At 63.8% G+C, this 21916-nt stretch carries 13 protein-coding genes; 6 read left to right on the forward strand and 7 right to left on the reverse strand.

Annotated elements, in window-relative coordinates:
* Positions 1–268: 268 nt before the first annotated feature.
* The 5 genes from ACWPKK_RS24120 (at position 269) to ACWPKK_RS24140 (ending at position 11247) form a co-directional block, all read left to right on the forward strand.
* Positions 269–4405, forward strand: a complete 4137-nt coding sequence (locus tag ACWPKK_RS24120; protein ID WP_452009337.1) for a peptidase domain-containing ABC transporter — start codon at positions 269–271, stop codon at positions 4403–4405.
* Between the two features lie 42 nt (positions 4406–4447).
* The gene (locus ACWPKK_RS24125; RefSeq protein ID WP_452009340.1) at positions 4448–5770 is read left to right on the forward strand and encodes an HlyD family type I secretion periplasmic adaptor subunit; all 1323 of its coding nucleotides are present in this window, start codon (positions 4448–4450) and stop codon (positions 5768–5770) included.
* A 212-nt stretch (positions 5771–5982) separates the two neighbouring features.
* Positions 5983–6822, forward strand: coding sequence for an alpha/beta hydrolase (locus tag ACWPKK_RS24130; protein WP_452009343.1), 840 nt, complete (start codon positions 5983–5985; stop codon positions 6820–6822).
* Between the two features lie 30 nt (positions 6823–6852).
* Positions 6853–8037: an efflux RND transporter periplasmic adaptor subunit gene (locus tag ACWPKK_RS24135; RefSeq protein WP_452009346.1), complete on the forward strand. Its 1185-nt coding sequence runs from the start codon at positions 6853–6855 to the stop codon at positions 8035–8037.
* Positions 8038–8061: 24 nt separating this feature from the next.
* On the forward strand, positions 8062–11247 hold the full coding sequence (locus ACWPKK_RS24140) for an efflux RND transporter permease subunit (RefSeq protein ID WP_452009349.1): 3186 nt from the start codon (positions 8062–8064) through the stop codon (positions 11245–11247).
* 4 nt (positions 11248–11251) lie between these two features.
* Here the strand turns inward: ACWPKK_RS24140 and ACWPKK_RS24145 are convergent, their stop codons facing one another.
* From ACWPKK_RS24145 to ACWPKK_RS24155, 3 genes are all read right to left on the reverse strand, one after another.
* On the reverse strand, positions 11252–12322 hold the full coding sequence (locus ACWPKK_RS24145) for a serine hydrolase domain-containing protein (protein ID WP_452009653.1): 1071 nt from the start codon (positions 12320–12322) through the stop codon (positions 11252–11254).
* A 226-nt stretch (positions 12323–12548) separates the two neighbouring features.
* The gene (locus ACWPKK_RS24150) at positions 12549–13025 is read right to left on the reverse strand and encodes a hypothetical protein (RefSeq protein WP_452009352.1); all 477 of its coding nucleotides are present in this window, start codon (positions 13023–13025) and stop codon (positions 12549–12551) included.
* A gap of 407 nt (positions 13026–13432) precedes the next feature.
* Positions 13433–14461, reverse strand: coding sequence for an IS110 family RNA-guided transposase (locus ACWPKK_RS24155; protein ID WP_452000963.1), 1029 nt, complete (start codon positions 14459–14461; stop codon positions 13433–13435).
* 93 nt (positions 14462–14554) lie between these two features.
* On the opposite strand from ACWPKK_RS24155, the gene tnpC reads away from it, so the two are divergent.
* The gene (gene tnpC, locus ACWPKK_RS24160) at positions 14555–15901 is read left to right on the forward strand and encodes an IS66 family transposase (RefSeq protein ID WP_452009355.1); all 1347 of its coding nucleotides are present in this window, start codon (positions 14555–14557) and stop codon (positions 15899–15901) included.
* Here tnpC and ACWPKK_RS24165 read toward each other — a convergent pair.
* The 4 genes from ACWPKK_RS24165 to polA all read right to left on the reverse strand — a co-directional run bounded on the left by ACWPKK_RS24165 (position 15863) and on the right by polA (position 21860).
* Positions 15863–16561, reverse strand: coding sequence for a hypothetical protein (locus tag ACWPKK_RS24165; RefSeq protein WP_452009358.1), 699 nt, complete (start codon positions 16559–16561; stop codon positions 15863–15865). The two genes, tnpC and ACWPKK_RS24165, sit on opposite strands and share 39 nt — an antisense overlap.
* A gap of 1 nt (position 16562) precedes the next feature.
* On the reverse strand, positions 16563–17495 hold the full coding sequence (gapS4a, locus tag ACWPKK_RS24170; RefSeq protein ID WP_452009361.1) for a GapS4a family protein: 933 nt from the start codon (positions 17493–17495) through the stop codon (positions 16563–16565).
* Entirely contained in the window at positions 17495–18514 is a 1020-nt protein-coding gene (locus tag ACWPKK_RS24175; RefSeq protein ID WP_452009363.1) for a nucleoid-associated protein, read from the reverse strand. The genes gapS4a and ACWPKK_RS24175 overlap by 1 nt, the downstream gene beginning before the upstream one ends.
* A 439-nt stretch (positions 18515–18953) precedes the next feature.
* The gene (polA, locus tag ACWPKK_RS24180) at positions 18954–21860 is read right to left on the reverse strand and encodes a DNA polymerase I (RefSeq protein ID WP_452009365.1); all 2907 of its coding nucleotides are present in this window, start codon (positions 21858–21860) and stop codon (positions 18954–18956) included.
* Positions 21861–21916 lie beyond the last annotated feature (56 nt).

Genomic DNA, 21916 nt, shown 5'->3' on the forward strand with positions numbered 1-21916 from the left:
TTGCTTGTGATAAGAAACTTCCTGTGATGATTTTCAACAGCTTGGCTGACGTCACCCTCGCCGCCGCCCCTGCATTGATAGGTACACGAACAACAGAAAACCGTTGAAAGATAACGGTTTAATCCCTCTTTCGCGCAGTTTCGAAAGGGTTGAGCGCAGAAAGCTTTGTCACTCGGTTGCCATTTGTTGCTATTCGTCGATTTACCTATCACTAGCAATTATGCTGTTGATTGTCTGCTCGGTTAACCCTGTGCACAGGTTGGTCGTTTTGCAGTCCGCATCCCCGTCTACCACCCGCATCGAACAGTCCGCCGCTTCCGCATCGGCGAAGACCGCATCGGCGAAGTCCTCTGCCGCCCGCGACCGGGCGGCGGAGAAGGCCGCGCGCCGCCTGCTGTCCGGCATGCTGGGGCCGCGCCGGGACCGGGCGATGCTGGTGCTGGCCTCCTTCGCGCTGAACATCTTCGGGCTGGCGCTGCCGGTGACGCTGCTGCACGTCTACGACCGCATCCTGCCCAACGAGTCCTACGGCACCATGCTGCTGCTCGGTCTCGGATGCGGGGCGGCGGCGGTGATGGAGGCGATCCTGCGGGTGGCGCGCTCGGCGCTGACCACCTGGATGGGTGCCCGGATCGAACACCGGTCCAGCGCGTCGCTGATCGACCGGCTGATGCACATGCCGCTGAACGCCTTCTCCCAGCAGGGAATCGGCACCCATTTCGAGGTCTACCGCGCTATCAAGATGGTGCGCGAGTTCTACTCCGGCCAAGCGCTGCAATCGGCCATCGACATCCCCTTCGCCGCGCTCTACCTGGGCCTGATCGCATTGCTGGCCGGCTGGCTGGTCGTGATCCCGCTGGGCGTGCTGGCGCTGTTCCTGGTCGTCGGCGCCGTCCTGGGCCGGCGGATGCGCCGGGCGCTGGAGAACCGCCATGTGCTGGAGGAACGCCGCCTGAACTTCATCAGCGAGGTGCTGAGCGGCGTCCACACTGTCAAGGGACTGGGGGCGGAGGCCGGCCTGCTGCGCCGCCACGAGCGCCTTCAGCAGGGCTGCAGCGAGGAGGACTTCAACGTCGCCCGGCTGAGCGGTTCCGCCTCCGTCGTCGCCACCACCCTGTCGCAGGCGACGATGATGCTGGTGGTCATCCTGGGCAGCGTGTCGGTCATCGACGGTATGATGACGACCGGCGTGCTCACCGCCTGCTCGATGCTGGCCGGGCGCTGTGTCCAGCCGGTGCAATCCCTGTTCGACCGCTGGGTGCGCTATCAGTCGGTGTCGCTGTCGCTGCGCCGCATCGGCCATGTCCTGCTGGAGGTCGGGTCCGACGGCGGCACGTTGCGGGCCGGGGATAGGACCGGGACCGCAGGCGCGGTGGCGGAGCCGCTCGTCCCCGGCACGATCGAGATGGACAAGGTTCGTTTCGCCTACGACCGCGGGCCGGAGATCCTGACCGACCTGTCGCTGACCGTCGGACCGGGCGAGTTCCTGGGTGTCGTGGCGACCAATTCGACGGGCAAGACGACCCTGCTGCGCCTGATCCTGGGCGTGCTGCGGCCGAACTCCGGCGAAGTGCGGGTGGGCGTGCGCAGCACGACGGAAACCGACGCCATGATCGGCATCGGCGGCGTCGTTTATGTCGGCGAGCATCCGGAGCTGTTCAAAGGCACCATCCTGCAGAACCTGACCCTGTTCGACCCCGGCCGGGCCGATCTGGCGATGGAAGTCTGCCGGCGACTCGGGCTCGACCGCCGCATCGCCAGCCTGCCGCAGGGCTATGAGACCATCGTCGGCGACGCCTCGCAGGAGGCGCTGCCGCGCGGCGCCCGCCAGATGATCTGCCTCGCCCGCGCGCTGGTCCGCGAGCCGGCGGTGCTGCTGCTGGACGAGCCGAACTCCTCCCTCGACACCGAGTCCGACAAGCTGTTCCGCCGCGCGCTGGAGGAACTGCGGGGCAGCGTCACCATCCTGCTGGTCACCAGCCGCCCGTCGCTGCTGACGCTGGCCGACCGGGTGGTGCAGATCGTCGACGGCCATGCGGTCAGCCGCGGCCCGTCGGGCGGTGAAGCCACAGGCGCCCAGCCCGCCCTCGTCTCCTCCAATCCGGGGGCCTCCAATTCCGGCACGCTGCCGGCTGGCGGGTCCGCCGCGCCGGATGCCGAACCCATCCGCGCCGCCCATGACGACGCCGACATCCTGCGCCGCCGCCTGTCGGAAGCGTCGGCTGTGGGTGCCTGCATGGTGCCGCTGCTGGATGCGCTCGGCTGGCGTGGCGCCCCGCAGACCCTGGCGGAGGCGCTGCCCCATTTCTCCGAGGTTCAGACGGTCGAGGAGCTGTGCGACGTCCTCCAGCGCCTGCATTTCGAGGGGCGCAGCCTTCGCATCGACCTCGCGCGGCCCGATTCGTCGCTGATGCCCTGCCTGTTCCGCAGCCGCGACGGCGGCGTCTACACGCTGCTGTCCGCCGATGCCGACGGAGTCGTCGCCTTCAGCGGCCAGTCGCGCGAGACGGTGACGCTGAATTACGGCAAGGGCACCGCCTATGCCTTCACCGCGCTGGAGACCACGGCCGGCGCCGGGACGCAGAACTGGGTCGGCACGGTCATCCACGGCTATGTGCCGCTGCTGTGGGCTGTGCTGGGGCTTAGCGCCGTCATCAACCTGCTGTCGGTCGCCGCGCCTCTGTTCACCATGGCGATCTACGACAAGGTGATCGCCACCGGCTCCTTCGACACGCTCGCCACCATCGCCGTGGGTGCGGCGCTGGTGATCGGTGGCGATTTCGCCCTGCGCCAGATCCGCGGCCGGGCGCTGGCCCATGCCGGATCGCGCATCGCCCGGACCATCAGCAACGCCACCATCGACCGCATCCTGATGCTGCCGGTGGGCATGAGCGAGCGCGCCGCCATCGGCACGCAGATCGCCCGGGTGAAGGATCTGGAATCGATCCGCGACTTCATCAGCCAGGGGCAGGTGGCGGCGCTGTTCGACGTGCCCTTCGCCCTGTTCTACCTGGGCGTGATGGCGGTTCTGGGCGGGCCGCTGGCACTGGTGCCGCTGGGCGCCGTGCTGATCACCGCCGCCATCGGCGCCGCCGTCCACCCGCTGGTGCGCGCCCGCACCGGAACCACCGCCCGCGCCGACACCGAGCGGCAGGAGTTCTTCGTGGAGATGGTCGCCAAGATGCCGGCGCTGCGCGCCATCGGCGGGCTGGCCCATTGGCGCGACCGCTACGACCGCCTGTCCGCCCGCACGGCACGGTCGGGCCACACCGCCGCCAACCTGTCGGCCACCCATGCGGCGCTGGCCGGTCTCGTCGTTCCGGTCGCAGGATTGGCCACCGTCGGCGTCGGCGCGCTCCAGGTCTTCACCGGCGCGATGACGCCGGGCGCGCTGATGGCATCGATGATGCTTCTGTGGCGGGTGATGGTGCCGCTGCAGACCGCCGTCTCCATGCTGCCGCGCATCGAGCAGCTGCGTGCGAACGCCCGCCAGATCAACGGTCTGATGAGCATCCGGCCGGAGCGCGAGCCGCGTTGCGCCACCCTGCAGCCCCGCAAGCTGAAGGGCGAGGTGTCCTTCTCCCGCGTCTCGTTGCGCTACCGGAACGATGCCGATCCGGCACTGGTCGGCGTGTCCTTCACCGTCAAGCCGGGACAGATCGTCGCCATCGTCGGACCGGACGGCGCCGGCAAGTCGTCGCTGCTGAAGGTGATGCTGGGGCTCTACGCGCCGCAGGCCGGCAACGTTCGTATCGACGGCGTCGACATCCGCCAGATGGACCCGATCGACCTGCGCAAGTCGGTCGGCTATGTCCCGCAGGCCAGCACCCTGTTCTACGGCACCATCGCGCAGAACCTCCGCTTCGCCGACCAAACCGCCGGAGATTCCGAACTGCGCTGGGCGCTGTCGCTTGCGGGCGCCCTGGACGAGGTGGAAGCGCTGCCGCGCGGCCTGGACACCCGCATCGGCGACAACCAGTCGCTGCGCCTGTCACCCAGCCTGACGCAGAAAATCTGCCTGGCCCGCGCCTATATCCGCCGGCCGCGCATCCTGCTGCTCGACGAGCCGGCCAGCCGGCTGGACTTCGACGGCGACAAGGCCCTGCATGCGGCGCTTTCGGCGTTGCGCGGGCACAGCACCATCTTCCTGGTCACCCACCGGCCGAGCCACCTGACGCTGGCCGACACGGTGCTGACCATGGATGCCGGCATGATCGCCCCCGCCAGCCCGGCCGGCGGCCTCCCCGGCCCCCGCCCCATCGGTCCGGGGACGGGTCCCGGCGCCGGTCCGGCGGGTGGTCCGGCCGGCGGCGGCAACAGCGTCGCCAACGGCATCGCCGGAGCGCTGCTGGGCGGGATCGGGCTGCAACGCCCGCCCGGCGTCGCCGCCAATCCCCAGCGCTGATCCGCCTTTCCCATTCCTCTCCGATCCTGTGTGAACCGCAAGATGGCCGCTTCAGACCTCGCCCGCCCCACCGGCAAATCGCTCAGCGCCGACGATGCGACGCTGTCGCTGGTCCGCGCCACCATCCTCGTGCTGGTCCTGCTGATGGCGGCGCTGCTGGCCTGGGCCACGCTGATGCCGGTGAAGGAGGCCGTCGTCACCGCGGGGCAGGTGGTGCCGTCCGGCAACGCCCAGGTGGTCCAGCACCTGGAAGGCGGCATCGTGTCCACCATCCTGGTCAAGGAAACCGATCTGGTGGAGGCCGGCCAGCCCCTGATCGTCTTCGATCCCAAGCAGGTCCAGGCGGAGCGGGAGCAGATGAACGCCCGCCTGCTGACGCTGGAACTGCGGGCGGAGCGGCTGCGCGCCTTCGCCGCCGGGCGGGAGCCTGATTTCGTGCGCGTCGCCGGTACCGACACGCCGCAGACGGACGCACAGATCGCCGACCAGCGCCTGATCTACGACACCCAGCGCCAGGCCCGCGACACCGCCATCGCCGTGCTGCGCGCCCAGGTCTCCCAGCGCGAGGCGGAGCTGGCGCTGTATGAAGGCCAGCTCGCCAGCATCAAGGACCAGATCACCTTTATCACGGGATCGGTCGACATCCGCAACAAGCTGGAATCGATGGGCCTGTCGTCGAAGCTGCAGTCGCTGGAGACCCAGCGCGAGCAGTCCCGCCTGATGGGAGAGCAGCGGCGGATCGAGGGGCAGATCATCGCCACGCACCAGGCGATCACCGAAGCGGGCAACCGCATCCTCGACCAGACGGCCAAGCTGGCGCAGGACGCGGTGAACGAGATGGGCACCGTCACCGCCGAGATCGCCCAGCTGCGCGAGGCCCGCGCCAAGCTGGACGACCGTTCCCAGCGGCTGACCGTGCTGTCGCCGGTGCGCGGGCTGGTGCAGGACCTGCGCGTCAACACCATCGGCGCCGTGGTGCCGGAGGGCGGCGTCCTGATGCAGATCGTCCCGGTCGACCATGAGATGACGGTGGAGGCCCATGTCACCCCGCGCGACGTCGGCCACCTTCATGTCGGGCAGGAGGCGACGGTCAAGGTGCTGACCTATGACTTCGCCCGCTATGGCGCCATCACCGGCAAGCTGCTGCGCATCTCGGCGTCCACCTTCCTGGACGAGCAGCACCGCCCCTACTACAAGGCGGTCATCGCGCTCAGCCGCAACCATGTCGGCCGCGACGATGTCCAGCACCCGGTTCTGCCCGGCATGACCACCCAGGTGGAGATGACCACCGGCGAGCGGTCGCTGCTGGAATATCTGCTGAAGCCGATCTACTTCGCCCTTTCCGACAGCTTCAACGAGCGGTGAGGATCGCCCTGCGCCAGCCACGCCCGACAAGTGGCCGGCGATTGTTCATCCCAGCCGAATTGTGTTGCCGCTGACCCGGTATTTATTCGTACGCCCATGGAGGCCACACTCCACCGCAGTGCAATGCGGGAGGGGTGCCACGGCACCGGATGGCGATGGGACGGTCGACGAGGACACACGGGACGGGCACGGAGCGCGGCGGGGCACAGGGCATGGCGCCCTGCCCCTTCGCGGTCGATGACCGGACCATCGCCGGCCATGCCCAGGATATCCGGCTGCGTCTCTACCGGCCGCTGATCGGGCTCGCGGTCCCGGCACTGCTCTACCTGCATGGCGGCGGCTTCACCTCCGGCTCCCTGGAGGAGGCGGATGAGACGGCGGCGGCCATCGCCGCCGAAACCCCGGCGCTGGTCGTGTCGGTCGGCTATTCCCTGGCCCCCGCCCACCCCTTCCCGACCGCCGCGCAGGATGCCTACCGCGCGGCGCTGTGGACCGCCGACGCGGCGCCGTCCCTGGGCGTCGCCCGCGGCGGGCTTGGCGTCGTCGGCTATGATGCCGGCGGCCATGTCGCCGCCTCCTTGACCTTCCTGGCCCGCGACCTGGGCGGGGTGAGCCTTGCCGCGCAGGCGCTGCTCGGCCCGATGCTGGACCCCAGCCTGACGCGGGCCAGCCGCGGCGGCATCGGCGATGCCGACGGGAAGGACGGCGGGAAGGTCGGCGCGACGGCCCGGTTGCTCGACAGCACCATCGCCGACTGCGCCCGCTGCTACCGCGCCTATCTGCCCGAGGCCGCGCAGCGGCTGCACCCCTATGCCGCGCCGCTGGAATCGCGCCGGCTTGGCGGGCTGCCGCCGGCCCTGATCGTCACCGCCCAGAACGACATGCTGCGCACGGAGGCCGAGCAGTATGCCGCCGGCCTGATCGCCGCCGGCGTGCCGACCGAGGTCACCCGCTTTCCCGCCATCTCCCACGACGCCCTGCCCGGCCACCGGCCGGCCCTGCAGGCCGTCACCGACTTCCTGCGCCGCCGGCTGCCCGCCGCGCGCGCCTGACATTTTCCTCCCCATCCGGAGACAGATCTCATGACCAAGTCACGCTCCAAGCTCGCCCTTCTCCTGATCGCCGGGGTCGCCGCGGCGGGCGCCGTCGGCATCGTCGTCAGCCAGGGCCATGCCGACGCCCCGCAGACGGCGGCAGCCGCCCCGCCCCCGCCGGAGGTGGATGTCGCCCCCGTCGTGGTCCGCAAGATCACCGACTGGCAGTCCTATTCCGGTCGCCTCGAAGCGGTGGACCGGGTCGAGGTGCGGCCCCAGGTGGCCGGTGCCATCACCGCGGTGCATTTCCGCAACGGCGCGCTGGTTCGCCAGGGCGACGTGCTGTTCACCATCGATCCCCGCCCCTTCGCGGCGGAGGTCGCCCGGCAGGAGGCGCAGGTCGCCGCCGCCCAGGCCCGCGTCCGCTTCACCGCGGCAGACCTGGAGCGCGCCCAGCGGCTGGTCCGGGACGACACCATTTCCCGCCAGTCGCTGGAGAGCAAGGAGAACGAGGCCCGGTCCGCCGCCGCCAACCTGAAGGCGGCCCAGGCGGCGCTGGAAATCGCCCGCATCGACCTGGAGCACAGCCAGGTCCGCGCCCCCGTTTCCGGCCGCGTGTCGCGCGCCGAGGTGACGGTCGGCAACGTGGTGGCGGCCGGGGCCGCGGCGGCGCCGCTGACCACGCTGGTCTCGGTCTCGCCGATCTACGCCTCCTTCGACGTGGATGAGCAGACCTACCTGACCCACATCGCGGGGGTGAAGGACGCATCCGGCGTGCCGGTGCAGCTGGGTCTCGCCAACGAGGCCGGCTATTCCCGCGACGGCGCGGTCGAGCATGTCGACAACCGCATGGACGCCGCGTCCGGCACCATCCGCGTGCGCGCCCGCTTCGACAATGCCGACGGGCTGCTGGTGCCCGGCCTTTACGCCCGCATCAAGGTCGGGGGCAGCCAGCCGCATGACGCGCTGATGGTGGAGGACCGCGCCATCGGCACCGACCAGGACAAGAAGTTCGTCCTGGTGGTGGCGGAGGACGGCACCGTCAACTACCGCGCCATCATCACCGGTGCCCAACAGGCCGGCCTGCGGGTGGTGAAGAGCGGGCTGGAGCCCGGCGAGCGCATCGTCGTCAACGGCCTGCAGCATGCCCGCCCCGGCAGCCGCGTCAGCCCGCGCGCGGTCGCGATGAACGGCACGCCGGAACCCATCCGCACCGCATCCACGGCGCATTAATCCACGCCCGCCGGGAGAGCCGTCATGAACATCTCGAAATTCTTCATCGACCGCCCGATCTTCGCGGGGGTCCTGTCCGTGGCGCTGTTCCTGGCGGGTGCGATCTCGCTGTTCCAGCTGCCGATTTCCGAATACCCGGAGGTGGTCCCGCCCTCCGTCGTCGTCCGGGCGCAATATCCGGGCGCCAACCCCAAGGTCATCGCTGAGACCGTCGCCGCGCCGCTGGAGGAGCAGATCAACGGCGTCGAGAACATGCTGTACATGCAGTCGCAGGCCAACAGCGACGGCAACATGGCGCTGACCGTCACCTTCCGGCTCGGCACCGACCCGGACAAGGCGCAGCAGCTGGTGCAGAACCGCGTCTCCCAAGCCCTGCCCCGCCTGCCGGAGGATGTGCAGCGGCTGGGCGTGACGACGGTAAAGAGCTCGCCGACGCTGACCATGGTCGTGCATCTGCTGTCGCCCAACGACCGCTATGACATGACCTACCTGCGCAACTACGCCATCCTGAACGTCAAGGACCGGATCAGCCGCATCCAGGGCGTCGGCGAGGTGCAGGTCTGGGGTGCCGGCGACTATTCCATGCGCGTCTGGCTCGATCCCAACAAGGTGGCCGAACGTGGTCTGACCGCAACCGACGTGGTGGCGGCGATCCGCGAGCAGAATGTCCAGGTCGCGGCCGGCGTCATCGGCGCCTCGCCCAGCCTGCCGACCACGCCGCTGCAGCTGTCGATCAACGCGCAGGGCCGCCTGAAGACGGTGGACGAGTTCGCCAACATCGTCCTGAAGATCGGCAAGGACGGCGGCGTCACCTACCTGCGCGACGTGGCGCGGGTGGAACTGGCGGCCTCGCAATACGGCCTGCGGTCGCTGCTGGACAACAAGTCGGCGGTGGCGCTGGGCATCAACCAGGCGCCGGGCGCCAACGCGCTGAGCATCGCCGACAATGTCCGGGCGACGATGGCGGAGCTGAAGGCCGACATGCCCGACGGCGTCGATTTCAGCATCGTCTACGACCCCACCCAGTTCGTGCGGTCGAGCATCGAGGCGGTGATCCACACCCTGCTGGAGGCCGTCGCCCTGGTGGTTCTGGTGGTGATCGTCTTCCTGCAGACCTGGCGGGCGTCGATCATCCCGCTGCTGGCCGTGCCGGTGTCGATCGTCGGCACCTTCTCCCTCATGCTTCTGCTGGGCTATTCGATCAACGCGCTGTCGCTGTTCGGCATGGTGCTGGCCATCGGCATCGTGGTGGACGACGCCATCGTCGTGGTCGAGAACGTCGAGCGCAACATCGAGTCCGGCCTGTCGGCCAAGGAAGCCACCTACAAGGCGATGCAGGAGGTCAGCGGGCCGATCATCGCCATCGCGCTGACGCTGGTCGCCGTCTTCGTGCCGCTGGCCGCCATGACCGGCCTGTCCGGCGAGTTCTACAAGCAGTTCGCGATGACCATCGCGATCTCCACCGTCATCTCCGCCTTCAACTCGCTGACCCTGTCGCCGGCCCTGTCGGCGGTGCTGCTGCGCGGCCATGACCAGCCGCAGGACTGGCTGACCCGCGCAATGAACCGGGTGTTCGGCGGCTTCTTCCGCCTGTTCAACCGGGTGTTCCACCGCGCTTCAACCGGCTACGGCCGCGGCGTCGGCGGGGTGGTGCGGCACAAGGGCATGATGATGCTGGTCTATGTGCTGCTGCTGGGCGCCACCGTCCTGCTCGGCCGCGCGGTGCCGATGGGCTTCGTCCCGGCGCAGGACAAGGAATACCTGATCAGCTTCGCCCAGCTTCCCAACGGCGCCTCGCTCGACCGCACCGAGGCGGTGATCCGCGAGATGACGGACATCGCGCTGAAGCGCCCCGGCGTGCAGAGCGCCGTCGCCTTCCCCGGCCTGTCGGTCAACGGCTTCACCAACAGCTCCAGCGCCGGCATCGTCTTCGTCACGCTGAAGCCCTTCGCCGAGCGCGGCGACGCCAGCCTGTCGGCCAACGCCATCGCCGCCGACCTGCAGAAGCGCTATGCCGGCCTGAAGGAGGCCTTCGTCGCCATCTTCCCGCCGCCGCCGGTCATGGGCCTGGGCACGCTGGGCGGCTTCAAGATGCAGTTGGAGGACCGCGGCGCGCTGGGCTACGAGGCGCTGAACGCGGCGGTCAACGCCTTCGTCACCAAGGCGATGCAGACGCCGGAGCTGGGGCCGACCTTCTCCAGCTACCAGATCAACGTGCCGCAGCTCGACGTCGATCTCGACCGGGTGAAGGCCAAGCAGCAGGGCGTGGCGGTCGGCGAGGTGTTCGACACCATGCAGATCTATCTGGGCTCGCTCTACGTCAACGATTTCAACAGCTTCGGCCGCGTCTACCAGGTGCGGGTGCAGGCGGACGCCCCGTTCCGGGCGGAGTCCGGCGACATCGGCCTGCTGAAGACCCGCAACGACCGCGGCGACATGGTGCCGCTGTCCTCGCTGGTCCGGGTGTCGCCCAGCTACGGGCCGGAGATGGTGGTGCGCTACAACGGCTACACCGCCGCCGACATCAACGGCGGGCCGGCGCCGGGCTTCTCCTCCGGTCAGGCGCAAGCGGCGGCCGAGCGCATCGCGGCCGAGACCCTGCCGCGCGGCGTCCGGTTCGAGTGGACCGACCTGACCTATCAGCAGATCCTGGCCGGCAACTCCGCGCTGTGGGTGTTCCCGATCAGCATCCTCCTGGTCTTCCTGGTGCTGGCGGCGCAGTACGAGAGCCTAACCCTGCCGCTGGCGATCCTGATGATCGTTCCGATGAGCCTGATGTCGGCCCTGGCCGGCGTGTGGATCACCGGCGGCGACAACAACATCTTCACCCAGATCGGCTTCATGGTCCTGGTCGGCCTGTCCGCCAAGAACGCCATCCTGATCGTCGAGTTCGCCCGCGAACTGGAGGAACAGGGCCGCAGTACCGTCCAGGCCGCCATCGAGGCCAGCCGCCTGCGCCTGCGCCCGATCCTGATGACCTCCATCGCCTTCATCATGGGCGTGGTGCCGCTGGTGACCTCCACCGGCGCCGGATCGGAGATGCGGCACGCCATGGGTGTGGCGGTGTTCGCCGGCATGATCGGCGTCACCCTGTTCGGCCTGGTGCTGACCCCGGTCTTCTACGTCCTGCTGCGCCGGCTGGCCGGCGCGAAGGCGGAGCGGTCGGCGGACATCCCCGCCACGCCGGCGGGAGCGGTGACGCACCACTGACCGCTTACCGTCTGAACACTTCCTCCGCCACGGCATCCAGCAGGGCCTCGTCGCTCTGCTGGTTTCCGTTCGTCAGGAAGATCAGCGCGGTGCGGCGGCCGGGGTAATAGCGGACATCGGCCTCGAACCCGTCATAGCGGCCGTCATGGCCGACGCCGCGCCCCCAGCGGTCCTTCCACAGCGCGACGCCCAGCCCCTGCCCCTCCTCGTTCTCCGACGGGGTCATCATCCGCCGGACCGTCTCGGGTTTCAGCAGCCGGTTGTCGCGGAACAAGGCGAAGACGAAGCGTTCCAGATCGCCGGCGGTGGTGACCAGCGGCCCGTCGCCGGTGGTCGCCGCCCAGGACCGGCGGCTGACGTCGCCGTCGTCGTTATAGCCATGGGCAAGGCTGCGGTCGCGCGGATCGGCGCCCACGGTGGTCGAGCCCATCCCGGCCCGCTCCAGCACCCGGCTCCGCAGCACCTGCGCGAAGGGAACGCCGTCGCGCAGAGCCGCGATATGGCCGAGCAGGACATAGTTGCTGTTGGAATACTCGTAATGCCCGCCGACCGGCCCGGTGGCCTCCTCCCCCGCCGCATAGGCGAGCAGGGCGCCGCTGCGCGGCAGCCGTTCCGGCTTGGCCGCCTCGTCCTCCTCATAGGCATCGGTGATGTAATCGGGAATGCCCGAGCTGTGGTCGAGCAGATGGACCAGCCGCGCCCGGTTGGCATTGGCGACCTTGCCCAGCGGCAGGTCCGGCGCCAGTTCCCGCACCGGCCGGTCGAGCGAGAGCAGCCCCTCCTCCACCTGCTGCATCACGGCGGCGGCGGTCGCCATCTTGCCGACGGAAGCGACATAGAAGCGCGTCTCCTCCGTCACCGGCCTGTCCCCTTTGCGGTCGGCAACGCCGGAAACGACGACCCGCCGGAGGTCGGGGCCGGACACCAGCAGGACGCCGCCGTCGAGTTCCTCTTCGGCAATGAAGCGGTCGAGGAGGCGCTGCAGGCGGTCGGAGTTGGCGGCGTGGGCGGGTGCGACCGCGAGGCTGAACACGAGCGCCGAAATTAGTACCAGCACATGCGTCAACGCGCGCATAGCCAATAGGGAGAGGTAATCCTGTCTGCTCCGTTTATGCGGTCGCATGCCTCAGCCTCTTCTTGTCCAAGGCACGAAGAAAGCAAAAATGGCGACCTAAATCATACCCGGTTCCGGAAAACATGTTGTCTACTCACCAACCTGAACAGATGTTTGTTTAAATAAAACTGTTGAGGACTACCTCTCTATTACCCCTCTCGCTCGGCCAATATATCACCAAAAAATTTCATGGAGAGTTTTCCGCGTTTGCATTTCTTTCAGCAACTATTTTTTTAAACTCGCTGTCGATTAACTTTTGCACTGCTTTATCGACAATCAACTTTATAGATTTCTTTGCATCTATGTTGGCCCGTTTACCCATCTGCACGCTTGCGATTTCCCAGACAAGTTCATGGTTCTCAACATCCTCATCCGCTTTTGCTGAAACAAAAAGGTAACTAATTCTCACGCACCCTGAGTTTGCGTCAATTTTAAATGGATAAGTTATATCGATCCTTGGTACATGATAGAATTTGTAGAAAGATTCATCTGCAAACAGAAATACTTCATTAAGTCTGCTTCCGTCTATTCTCATCTTTCGCACAGCATTAGCCATCCACGAAATGGCGGGATCTTTAGGAAGTGGAACGTTAATGCGCTCTCTTGTAATTTCCATATCGTTTACGTCGCCAATGCCAAGAATATCTTCGTATTTACTCGTCATTCTTTTAAAGAACCGAAGTCGCTCGACATCATCAAAATCTCCAGTAATTGCTCAGGGGGCTGGCCGGTAATGAGAGTGGCCGAGCTTGAGCTGGGTCGGAGGTGCTCCTAACGGGCCGTTGCCTCGGGAGGCTGGATATGAGTCATGTGTGGACGACCGCTGCGGTGCAAGGGAAATCGGTGCGGTTGGCAATGCGGGCGGGTGCGGTCATGTGTCCGGCCTCCAGAGTGCGGCGCTTATGACCGCGGGCCATGATGAAATCCGCGGATAGGGTCCCAATCAACCGAACGCGCCTTGGGCGCATTGACTCATGCGGGTCTTCCCCATCCTCGGCTCGAACCGTATCGCCATCACCTCACTCGTCACCCTCGCACGTGCTTTTCCCGGTCTCTGGCGCGCCCTCTGCTTCAAGCGGCGGCTGGAACGGGAAAATCTTTCCGATAGACCTCGCCTCTGGTCAGCACAGCCCAGGCGATGCGGGCCATCTTGTTGGCCAAGGCCACGGTGACGAGCCGGGCCGGCTTGCGATCAAGCAGGCCCTTCAGCCAATCGGCGTCTCCCGGCGCCCGAGTGCGTGCGTGGCGAATGACGCAGGTGGCGCCGATCACAAGCAGCCTGCGGATTGAGCGGTCCCCGGTCTTGGTGATCGGGCCCAACTTGTCCTTGCCGCCACTGGAGTTCTGACGCGGAACCAGGCCTAGCCAAGCGGCCAAGTGGCGTCCGGTCCGGAAGGCCGCCGGCTCCGTAATCGTCGCGGCCAGCACCGAGGCAGTGATCGGGCCAATCCCGGGAATGGTCGCAAGATTGCGGCTCGCCTCGTTCGTCCGATGCCAGGCGATGATCTCCCGCTCAACGGTCTCGATCCGGGCATCGCAGCTCGCGATCTGTCCCGTCAATTCCTGCAAGGCAATGCGGGCCATCTCCGGAATGCCCAGTTCATCCAGCCCTGCGATCAGCTCGGCGGCCTTCTTGCGGCCTTGGGCGGCAACGATGCCGAACTCCGCCAGATGGGCGCGAAAGGCGTTGATCAGCATGGTCCGCTGACGCACCAACTGGTCGCGAACGCGATGCAGCATCAGAACGGCCTGTTGATCTTCGCTCTTCACCGGAACAAAAGCCATGTGCGGGCGCGCCACCGCCTCGGCGATGGCCGCTGCGTCGGTGGCATCGTTCTTCTTACCGCGCTGCACGTACGCTTTGACGCGTGCCGGCGGGATCAGCCGGACCTGATGACCGAATGCCATGATCCGCCGAGCCCAGTGATGAGCTGTGGCGCATGCCTCCATCCCGACCAAGCAGGGCGGCAACCCCTTGAAGAACCCATCCACGGCGTCACGTCGGAGCTGACGGCGAACCACAGCTTTCCCGGCCTCGTCAACGCCGTGGACCTGGAAGACGTGCTTGGCAAGATCAAGACCGACGGTGACAATGCTCATGTGGACGGCCCTCTCGTAGGTGGGATTCAGCAACCACCAGTCTATGGCACCTCGATGCCGGGAGCAGCGGTCGTCCACACCATCAACCTATCCATGACTCGCCCCGATCTGTCCCGCCTGAGTTCGGAAGAGAAGGACGCGCTGATCCTGGCGCTGCTGGAGCGCGTCGCGGCGCTCGAGGCGAAGCTGAACCAGCCCGCCAAGACGCCGAGCAACTCCAGCCTGCCCCCCTCACGCGGCCAGAAGGCGAACCGTCCGCCGCGTCCTAAGAAGCCGCGGCGTAAGCGCAACGGCCCCGGAGTGACGCGCGCGTTGGCCGCCGATCCCGATCAGGTCGTGGACTGCCATGCGCACGCCTGCGCCCACTGCGGCACCGCGGTGGGCGCCGAAACTCAACGGCTGCGCCACGCCTACGATCACATCGACCTGCCGCCGATCCGGCCGGTGATCACGCGAGTGCGCCTCTTCGGTCAGCGCTGTCCGGCCTGTCGGCGCCGGGTGCGCGGCATGCCGCCCGAAACCATGCCGACCGGCTCGCCGTTTGGCCCGTCGATCATAGCGATGCTGGCCTATCTGCATCACCAGCACGCCGTCGGCTATGATCGGCTGGCCCGCCTCATGGCCGAGCTGTTTGGGCTGCGGATCAGCGAGGGCGCCATCGCCAATGCGCTGCGCCGGGCGAGCCGCCCACTCGGCCAAGCCGAGGCGGCCATCGTAGAGCGGCTGCGCCAAGCCCCCGTCATTGGCTGCGATGAAACCGGGGCGCGGCTCACTACGGTGGATCAGGGCACGCGCATGGGCTGGGAATGGGTGCTGGTCAGCGACAAGGCCGTCCTGCATCGCATCCACCCTTCGCGTGGGCGCGAGGTCATCACCGAGGTGCTGAGCGAGCATCGGCCGCGCTGTTGGGTGTCGGATCGCTGGGGCGCCCAGCAGGGCCATGCCGACACCCACCAGGTCTGTCTCGCCCATGTCTTGCGCGACGTGCAATACGCCATCGATGCCGGTGAGATCAGCTTCGCCCCGGCCCTACGTCGGCTGTTGTGCTGGGTGATCGCGGTGGGGCGACGACGGCCGGACTTGAAGGACAGCACGCTGGCCCAGTATCGCGCCAAGGCCGAGCGGCGGCTCGATCACCTGCTGGGCCTGCCGACCATCACCGAGGCCGGCGCCGAGGTGCTGCGCCAGACCAAACGCTGGCGCTCCCAGTTCTTCACCTTCATCACAGACCGTGCCGTGCCGCCGACCAACAACGCCTCTGAGCAGGCGCTGCGCCCGAGCGTCATCTTCCGCAAGGTGACGAACGGGTTCCGGTCGCTCTGGGGCGCCGATGTCCACGCCCTGATCCGCTCCGTCATCGGCACCGGGCGCCTCAACGGCCTCTCGGCCCATCAGGCCATCTCACGCGCCATCGCTGGACAGCCAATCTTCGCCGACTGACCAGCCCCCTGAGCAATTACAATCTCCAAACGTGATTGACTTCGGCTTTTCCTGACTTGTAATTCCTTCTCTCTTCAATTCATTAATGACAGTTCGTAGGATTGATTTATTTATTTCATCGGTTTCTCTACATGTGTGTGAAGAAGACACCTCCAGCTTAAGGTTCTCCCCACACTCTTGAAGGTTTATTTCTCCAGAAAAAATTATTTCTCTCTCAATCCAATCCTTGCTAAAATCTTTCCTTCTCACTTTGTACGGAATTTTGACCTCATTCTTTTTTATGAAAATTATTTTTGGCGGATCGACAAATGATATATTCCCACCTAACTTGCATGTGCCGATTATACTTTCACTAGTAATGCCTCGTATCGTAGAACTCCATTGACCGCCAGAACCGGTAAGTTCAATGCTAGAGATTTTAGTTTTCGGCCGTTGCTCCCGATCCACTGACTGTTCAATGAGATAGTTAAACTCGGACGGCGTAAGTATAGTTGCCGACAATAGTGGTACCGTTATAGACTTATCTGAATTGGCGACAAATATCCCCTTCATCTTTAATACATCCTGTATATCACCATAAGATACGCGCTCGCTACTAAGCAAGATACGCAATTCCGTCCCAGTAGGTATTTTCTTTAAATAATCAAAAGGAGTTGCCATTTCATCCCTCATCCATAAGGTTTAGAAGAGACGCGTTGATTGAAAATGGACAGATATCTTCCTGACGATCTGAAAAAGCAAGCCTGACGCTGTCAGACTCTTCTCTGTGCTGAGCTGGGTTATATCCTGGCATTCCAATACTAATCTTTCCTACAAGACCAGCAGAAAAATCCAAGCCATAACCGATTAGCCGTTTATACGATTCGGGAGTATATTGGTGATTAGTATAAATAACAAATTCCTTAGCATCACCCTTCTGTATTACGGCAGGAATAGTATCCGACGACAGCAATTCTATTGGAAGAAATCTGCCAGACCTGTCGATATCAATGTTTACGGATGTTCCAATACTCGGATAATAAATTCTGTAATTATCGTCTCTGCTCTCCAAGTCATTTATAGACTTTAATAGAAAAGATGCTCTAGCGTTGTCTACCAGATAAATTGGATCGTCGCTTCCTTGCTCAAGGCGCACATTAGCCAAATCAAGTTTTATGTCTTTTTCTATATCATTATGGTCATTATGTATCCATATCAGAAGGCCAGAATGCATCCTATTCTTGCGAGCAGAAAAATTTTCACAGTAATCTTGTACTTTCTGGCTAAGCTTTGCACACTCCATCGTCTGCTGTAGTTCACGAAGATAGTTCTTGAAATTTGTTTTCAACGATGCTTGGGACGGGTATTTCTTAATATTATTCTTGTTGGAGACATGAACAATGCAGGTGCTCTCATCATGAAAAGGTGAATGATAAAGGAAGATCTGGTCTTCCCCGTGTGTATGGCGCTGATTTCCCTCTGCATTCACATGAGAATTAATCATGCAGTCGATTGGGACATTCTTTATCTGCAGCCGCCAACCAATTTTTTGAAGAAGAGTGGATGAGATTGTCTCGCCAATTTCTCCAGACTTCTTTGAAGTCTCACCAGACATTATTTATATTTCCTTATATTTGAAATATCCAACGAAACTCGAAAACCAGAACTAGTGACATTGATAGATGCATAGTCAATGCGGGTTTCTGATCCGGTCAATGTTAGCACTATATCATCAGAAATCTTCAGAGAAGAACGTTGTTTCCGTGTATGTTTCTGAATAATTTCTTTATCTATTTCAAGGTCCATAAATGAGGTATCGCGCAAATCATGATGGGTATCTTCAATAATGGAGCTCAAGCGTTCTGGTCCAATATATTCACTAGCAATCGCGCGTATTGTATTAATCGAAGTTCCTTTCCCTCCCATGACATCGGCATAAATATCTTTCGCGAATAGTATTTCTTTTTCGGGATCTGATATGGCGTTGGATACTTTCCTTACGACAGAGCTTGCAACCTTCGCCAAAGAGCGTGACGTCGCAGCAGGAGTGGCTTTCAAGAAGCCGTCAATCCAGTACTTTGTCTTAGAGCCCAATGAATCAACAGCATAGAGGGCCTTACTTTTCGAAAGAATAACCGCTCCTTTATGAATCCTTTCCAAAGAAATGCCAGATTTTTCAATAAGTTTAATAGAACCATCAGATTCAATCGTGTCGAGATAGTCGGTTCTGCCTTCGACCCGGAAAAGCCCCAATCCTTGTTCTGGACCCGAGGCCCCTCTAATATCATCAAATATAATGATTATAAAGTCTCCTCCTCCTATATTGGGATGTACTGAAGCGCTGTATAAATGCTTTGCTATGCTAGACGAATACTCTGCAAATCTACTATTACTTTCAAATATAGCTCGGCTATAATGATATATAGCATTTAATTCTAAGTTAGTTTCATGATAAAAATTAAAACAATTTCCCTTGAGAACGGTTGGCGCCAAGTAATTCCGCAGGACAAGCCCTTTAACTATCTCAGTTGGCGCCGCTTCGTTTTCGGATATGTGCATTCCTTCCGAACGATATTTATTGCCAACTCTATGGACAACCATGCGATTTATTCTTGCTGAGCTTATATCAATCATCTCTGTCCCTTCAAAGGCAAGTAGTCAATGTTCATTCTAGCGGCACTATCCATTAGCACTATGACGTGCCTGATCGTTGCATAACGAATGGTGATCATCAAGGAGCTTTGTAGCTCCAATGAAAGGGACTTTTGTAGGTGGCATCAAATGCGACATTAGCTACTGCGGCATTCTGTAGCAAACTGCCCCACACTAGAGATCAGCCATATGTACAAAAAGAGCTTTTGATCTAAGTGGCACCTAAACACAGTTGTGAGTTAGACGTAAGAACTTTCACGAATTTCTCAAATTTAGCGCATTCAAATGTCTAGTTCCTCTCAGCAGGAGTGTCGATCAAGACTCATACAGATTTTAGATGTTAGCCGCGCGAATATTTTTATCGCCCAATTCATCCACCTTTTTCAGTCAATATTGTGCGCTTGCCTGTAATCTGAGCCCCTCAATGCGCCTCTTCCCAATTGTCCCCGATCCCCGCCTCCGCCACCAGCGGCACGCCGAGATGCGCGGCGCCCTCCATCACCCCGCGCACGATGCGCGCCGCGTCCTCGGCCCCCGCTTCCGGCACCTCGAACAGCAGTTCGTCGTGCACCTGCAGCAGCATCCGCGCGCTGCTCCCCGCCGCGGCCAAGGCCGCCGGCATGCGGTTCATGGCGCGCTTCATGATGTCGGCGGCGGTGCCCTGGATGGGGGCGTTGATGGCTTGGCGCTCGGCGAAGGCGCGGCGGGCGGCGTTCTTGTCCTGGATGCCGGGCATGTAGCAGCGGCGGCCGAACAGCGTCACCACATAGCCGTGCTGGCGGGCGAAGGCCTTGATCGACTCCATCCACACCTTCAGCTCGTGGAAACGCTCCAGATAGGTCTTGATGAAGCTGTTGGCCTCGCCGGGCGCGATGCCCAGCTGGCGGCCCAGGCCGAAGCCGGAGATGCCGTAGATGATGCCGAAGTTGATCGCCTTGGCCTTGCGGCGGATGTCCGGCGTCATCTGCTCCAGCGGGATGCCGAAGACCTGGGCGGCGGTGGCGGCGTGAATGTCCAGGCCGTCGCGGAAGGCGTCCTTCAGCGCCTGGATGTTCGCCATCTCCGCCACCAGACGCAGCTCGATCTGCGAGTAGTCGACGCTCAGCAGCTTGTGGCCGGGCGAGGCGACGAAGGCGCGGCGGATCTTCTTGCCCTCCTCCGTCCGCACCGGGATGTTCTGCAGGTTGGGATCGGTGGAGGACAGGCGGCCGGTGTTGGTCGCCGCCAGCGCGAAGGCGGTGTGGACGCGGCCGGTGACGGGGGAGATCTTCTCCTGCAGCGCGTCGGTGTAGGTGCTCTTCAGCTTGGCGAGCTGGCGCCAGTCCAGAACGCGCTGGGCGATGGTGTGGCCCTGCTCCGCCAACTCCTCCAGGACGCTGCTGTCGGTGGAATAGGCGCCGGTCTTGCCCTTCTTGCCGGTGCCGAGCTTCAGCGTGTCGAACAGGATCTCGCCCAGCTGTTTGGGCGAGCCGATGTTGAAGCTCTGGCCGGCAAGGGCGTGGACGTCCTTCTCGATCTCGGCGAGGCGGACGGACAGGCTCTGCGACAGGTCGGACAGCGCCTTCTTGTCGATGCGCACGCCGGCCCGCTCCATGTCCGCAACCACCGGGACCAGCGGGCGGTCCAGCGTCTCATAGACGGTGACCATGCGGTCGTCGACCAGCCGCGGCTTCAGCAGAGTCCACAGGCGCAGCGTGATGTCGGCGTCCTCGGCGGCATAGGCCAGCGCCTTGTCCAGCGGCACGCGGTCGAAGGTGATCTGGTTCTTGCCGGTGCCGCAGACCTCCTTGAAGGGGATCGGCGTGTAGGCGAGGTGCATCTCCGCCAGCTCGTCCATGCCGTGGCCATGGGCGCCGCCGTCCAGCACGTAGGAGATCAGCATGCTGTCGTCCACCGGCGACACCGCGATCCCGTTGCGGGCGAACAGCTGGTGGTCGAACTTGAAGTTGTGGCCGATCTTCAGGACCGACGGGTCCTCCAGCACGTCCTTCAGGATCGCCATCGCCTCGGCCGTCGGGATCTGCACCGGCGGCGGCGGGGCGTCGAAGTCAAGCTGGCCCGCGGCGGCAGCGGAGGCGCCATGGGCCAGCGGGATGTAGCAGGCGATGCCCGGCTCGGTCGACAGCGACACGCCGACCAGCGTGGCGGTGGCTGGGGTCAGGCTGTCGGTCTCGGTATCCACCGCCAGCACGCCGGTCTCCCGCGCGCGCTCGACCCAGCGGCGCAGCGCGGCGGCATCCTGCACCAGCTCGTAGCGCACCTCCGGCACATTCAGCACTGTCTTGCGGGCCGGGCGGTTTTCTTCGGCCGGGGTATGGGTGGGCGCGGGGGATTTCGCGGCGGGCGTGGGTACGGAACCGGGGGACGGGAGCCCACCGCCGGCGCCGTCGGCGATGCGGCCGTCCTTCAGCATCTCCATCTCGACGCGCGAGACGATTGTGCGGAAGCCCTGGGCCTTCAGGAAGTCGATCAGGCGCTGGTGATCGGGTTCGCGCACGCGCAGCTCGTCCAGGGGCTTGGGCGGCGGCACGTTCTCGTCCAGCAGGACCAGACGGCGGGAGACGCGGGCCTGATCGGCGAATTCGATCAGCTTCTGGCGGCGGGCCGGCTGCTTGATCTTCTCGGCATTGGCCAGCAGGGCTTCGAGATCGCCATATTCGGTGATCAGCTGGGCGGCGGTCTTCACGCCGATGCCGGGCACGCCGGGGACATTGTCGACGCTGTCGCCGGCCAGCGCCTGGACGTCCACAACCTTTTCCGGCGGCACGCCGAACTTCTCGAACACCTCGTCGGGGCCGATGGTCTTGTTCTTCATCGGGTCGAACATGCCGACACCTGGGCGGACCAGCTGCATCAGGTCCTTGTCCGACGACACGATGGTCACCGGCCGGCCGGCCTCCTGCGCCAGACGGGCATAGGTGGCGATCAGGTCGTCGGCCTCATAGCCCTCCAGTTCCAGGCAGGGCAGGCAGAAGGCCTCCGTCGCCTCGCGGATCAGGGCGAACTGGGGCTTCAGCTCTTCCGGCGGTTCCGGGCGGTGGGCCTTGTAGTCGGGATAGAACTCGTTGCGGAAATTCAGGCGCTTGCTGTCGAAGACGACCGCCACCGCTTCCGCCCTGGCATCGGCCAGCAGCTTCAGCAGCATGTTGGAGAAGCCCAGCACCGCGTTCACCGGCGTGCCGTCCGGCCGCGTCAGCATCGGCAGCGCATGGAAGGCGCGGAAGATGAAGCCGGAGCCGTCGACCAGATACAGCCCGCTGCCGTCACCGTTGGAGGCGGCGGGGAGCCCGGCGGCGTCGTTCTGGGAGGCAGCGGTGGCGTCGGTCATGATGGTCTCTCGTCCCTTCCTTGCGGGCGCTACCATCGCCGAAGGAGGCCCGTGAG

The organism is Azospirillum largimobile (genome assembly GCF_977007025.2).

Coding starts and splice junctions, on each gene's coding strand:
- ACWPKK_RS24150 (WP_452009352.1), bottom strand. CDS start 13,025: ATGACGAGTAAATACGAAGATATTCTTGGCATTGGCGACGTAAACGAT.
- ACWPKK_RS24175 (WP_452009363.1), bottom strand. CDS start 18,514: ATGATTGATATAAGCTCAGCAAGAATAAATCGCATGGTTGTCCATAGA.
- gapS4a (WP_452009361.1), bottom strand. CDS start 17,495: ATGTCTGGTGAGACTTCAAAGAAGTCTGGAGAAATTGGCGAGACAATC.
- ACWPKK_RS24155 (WP_452000963.1), bottom strand. CDS start 14,461: ATGAGCATTGTCACCGTCGGTCTTGATCTTGCCAAGCACGTCTTCCAG.
- ACWPKK_RS24140 (WP_452009349.1), top strand. CDS start 8,062: ATGAACATCTCGAAATTCTTCATCGACCGCCCGATCTTCGCGGGGGTC.
- ACWPKK_RS24135 (WP_452009346.1), top strand. CDS start 6,853: ATGACCAAGTCACGCTCCAAGCTCGCCCTTCTCCTGATCGCCGGGGTC.
- polA (WP_452009365.1), bottom strand. CDS start 21,860: ATGACCGACGCCACCGCTGCCTCCCAGAACGACGCCGCCGGGCTCCCC.
- ACWPKK_RS24145 (WP_452009653.1), bottom strand. CDS start 12,322: ATGCGCGCGTTGACGCATGTGCTGGTACTAATTTCGGCGCTCGTGTTC.
- ACWPKK_RS24125 (WP_452009340.1), top strand. CDS start 4,448: ATGGCCGCTTCAGACCTCGCCCGCCCCACCGGCAAATCGCTCAGCGCC.
- ACWPKK_RS24130 (WP_452009343.1), top strand. CDS start 5,983: ATGGCGCCCTGCCCCTTCGCGGTCGATGACCGGACCATCGCCGGCCAT.
- ACWPKK_RS24165 (WP_452009358.1), bottom strand. CDS start 16,561: ATGGCAACTCCTTTTGATTATTTAAAGAAAATACCTACTGGGACGGAA.
- tnpC (WP_452009355.1), top strand. CDS start 14,555: ATGACTCGCCCCGATCTGTCCCGCCTGAGTTCGGAAGAGAAGGACGCG.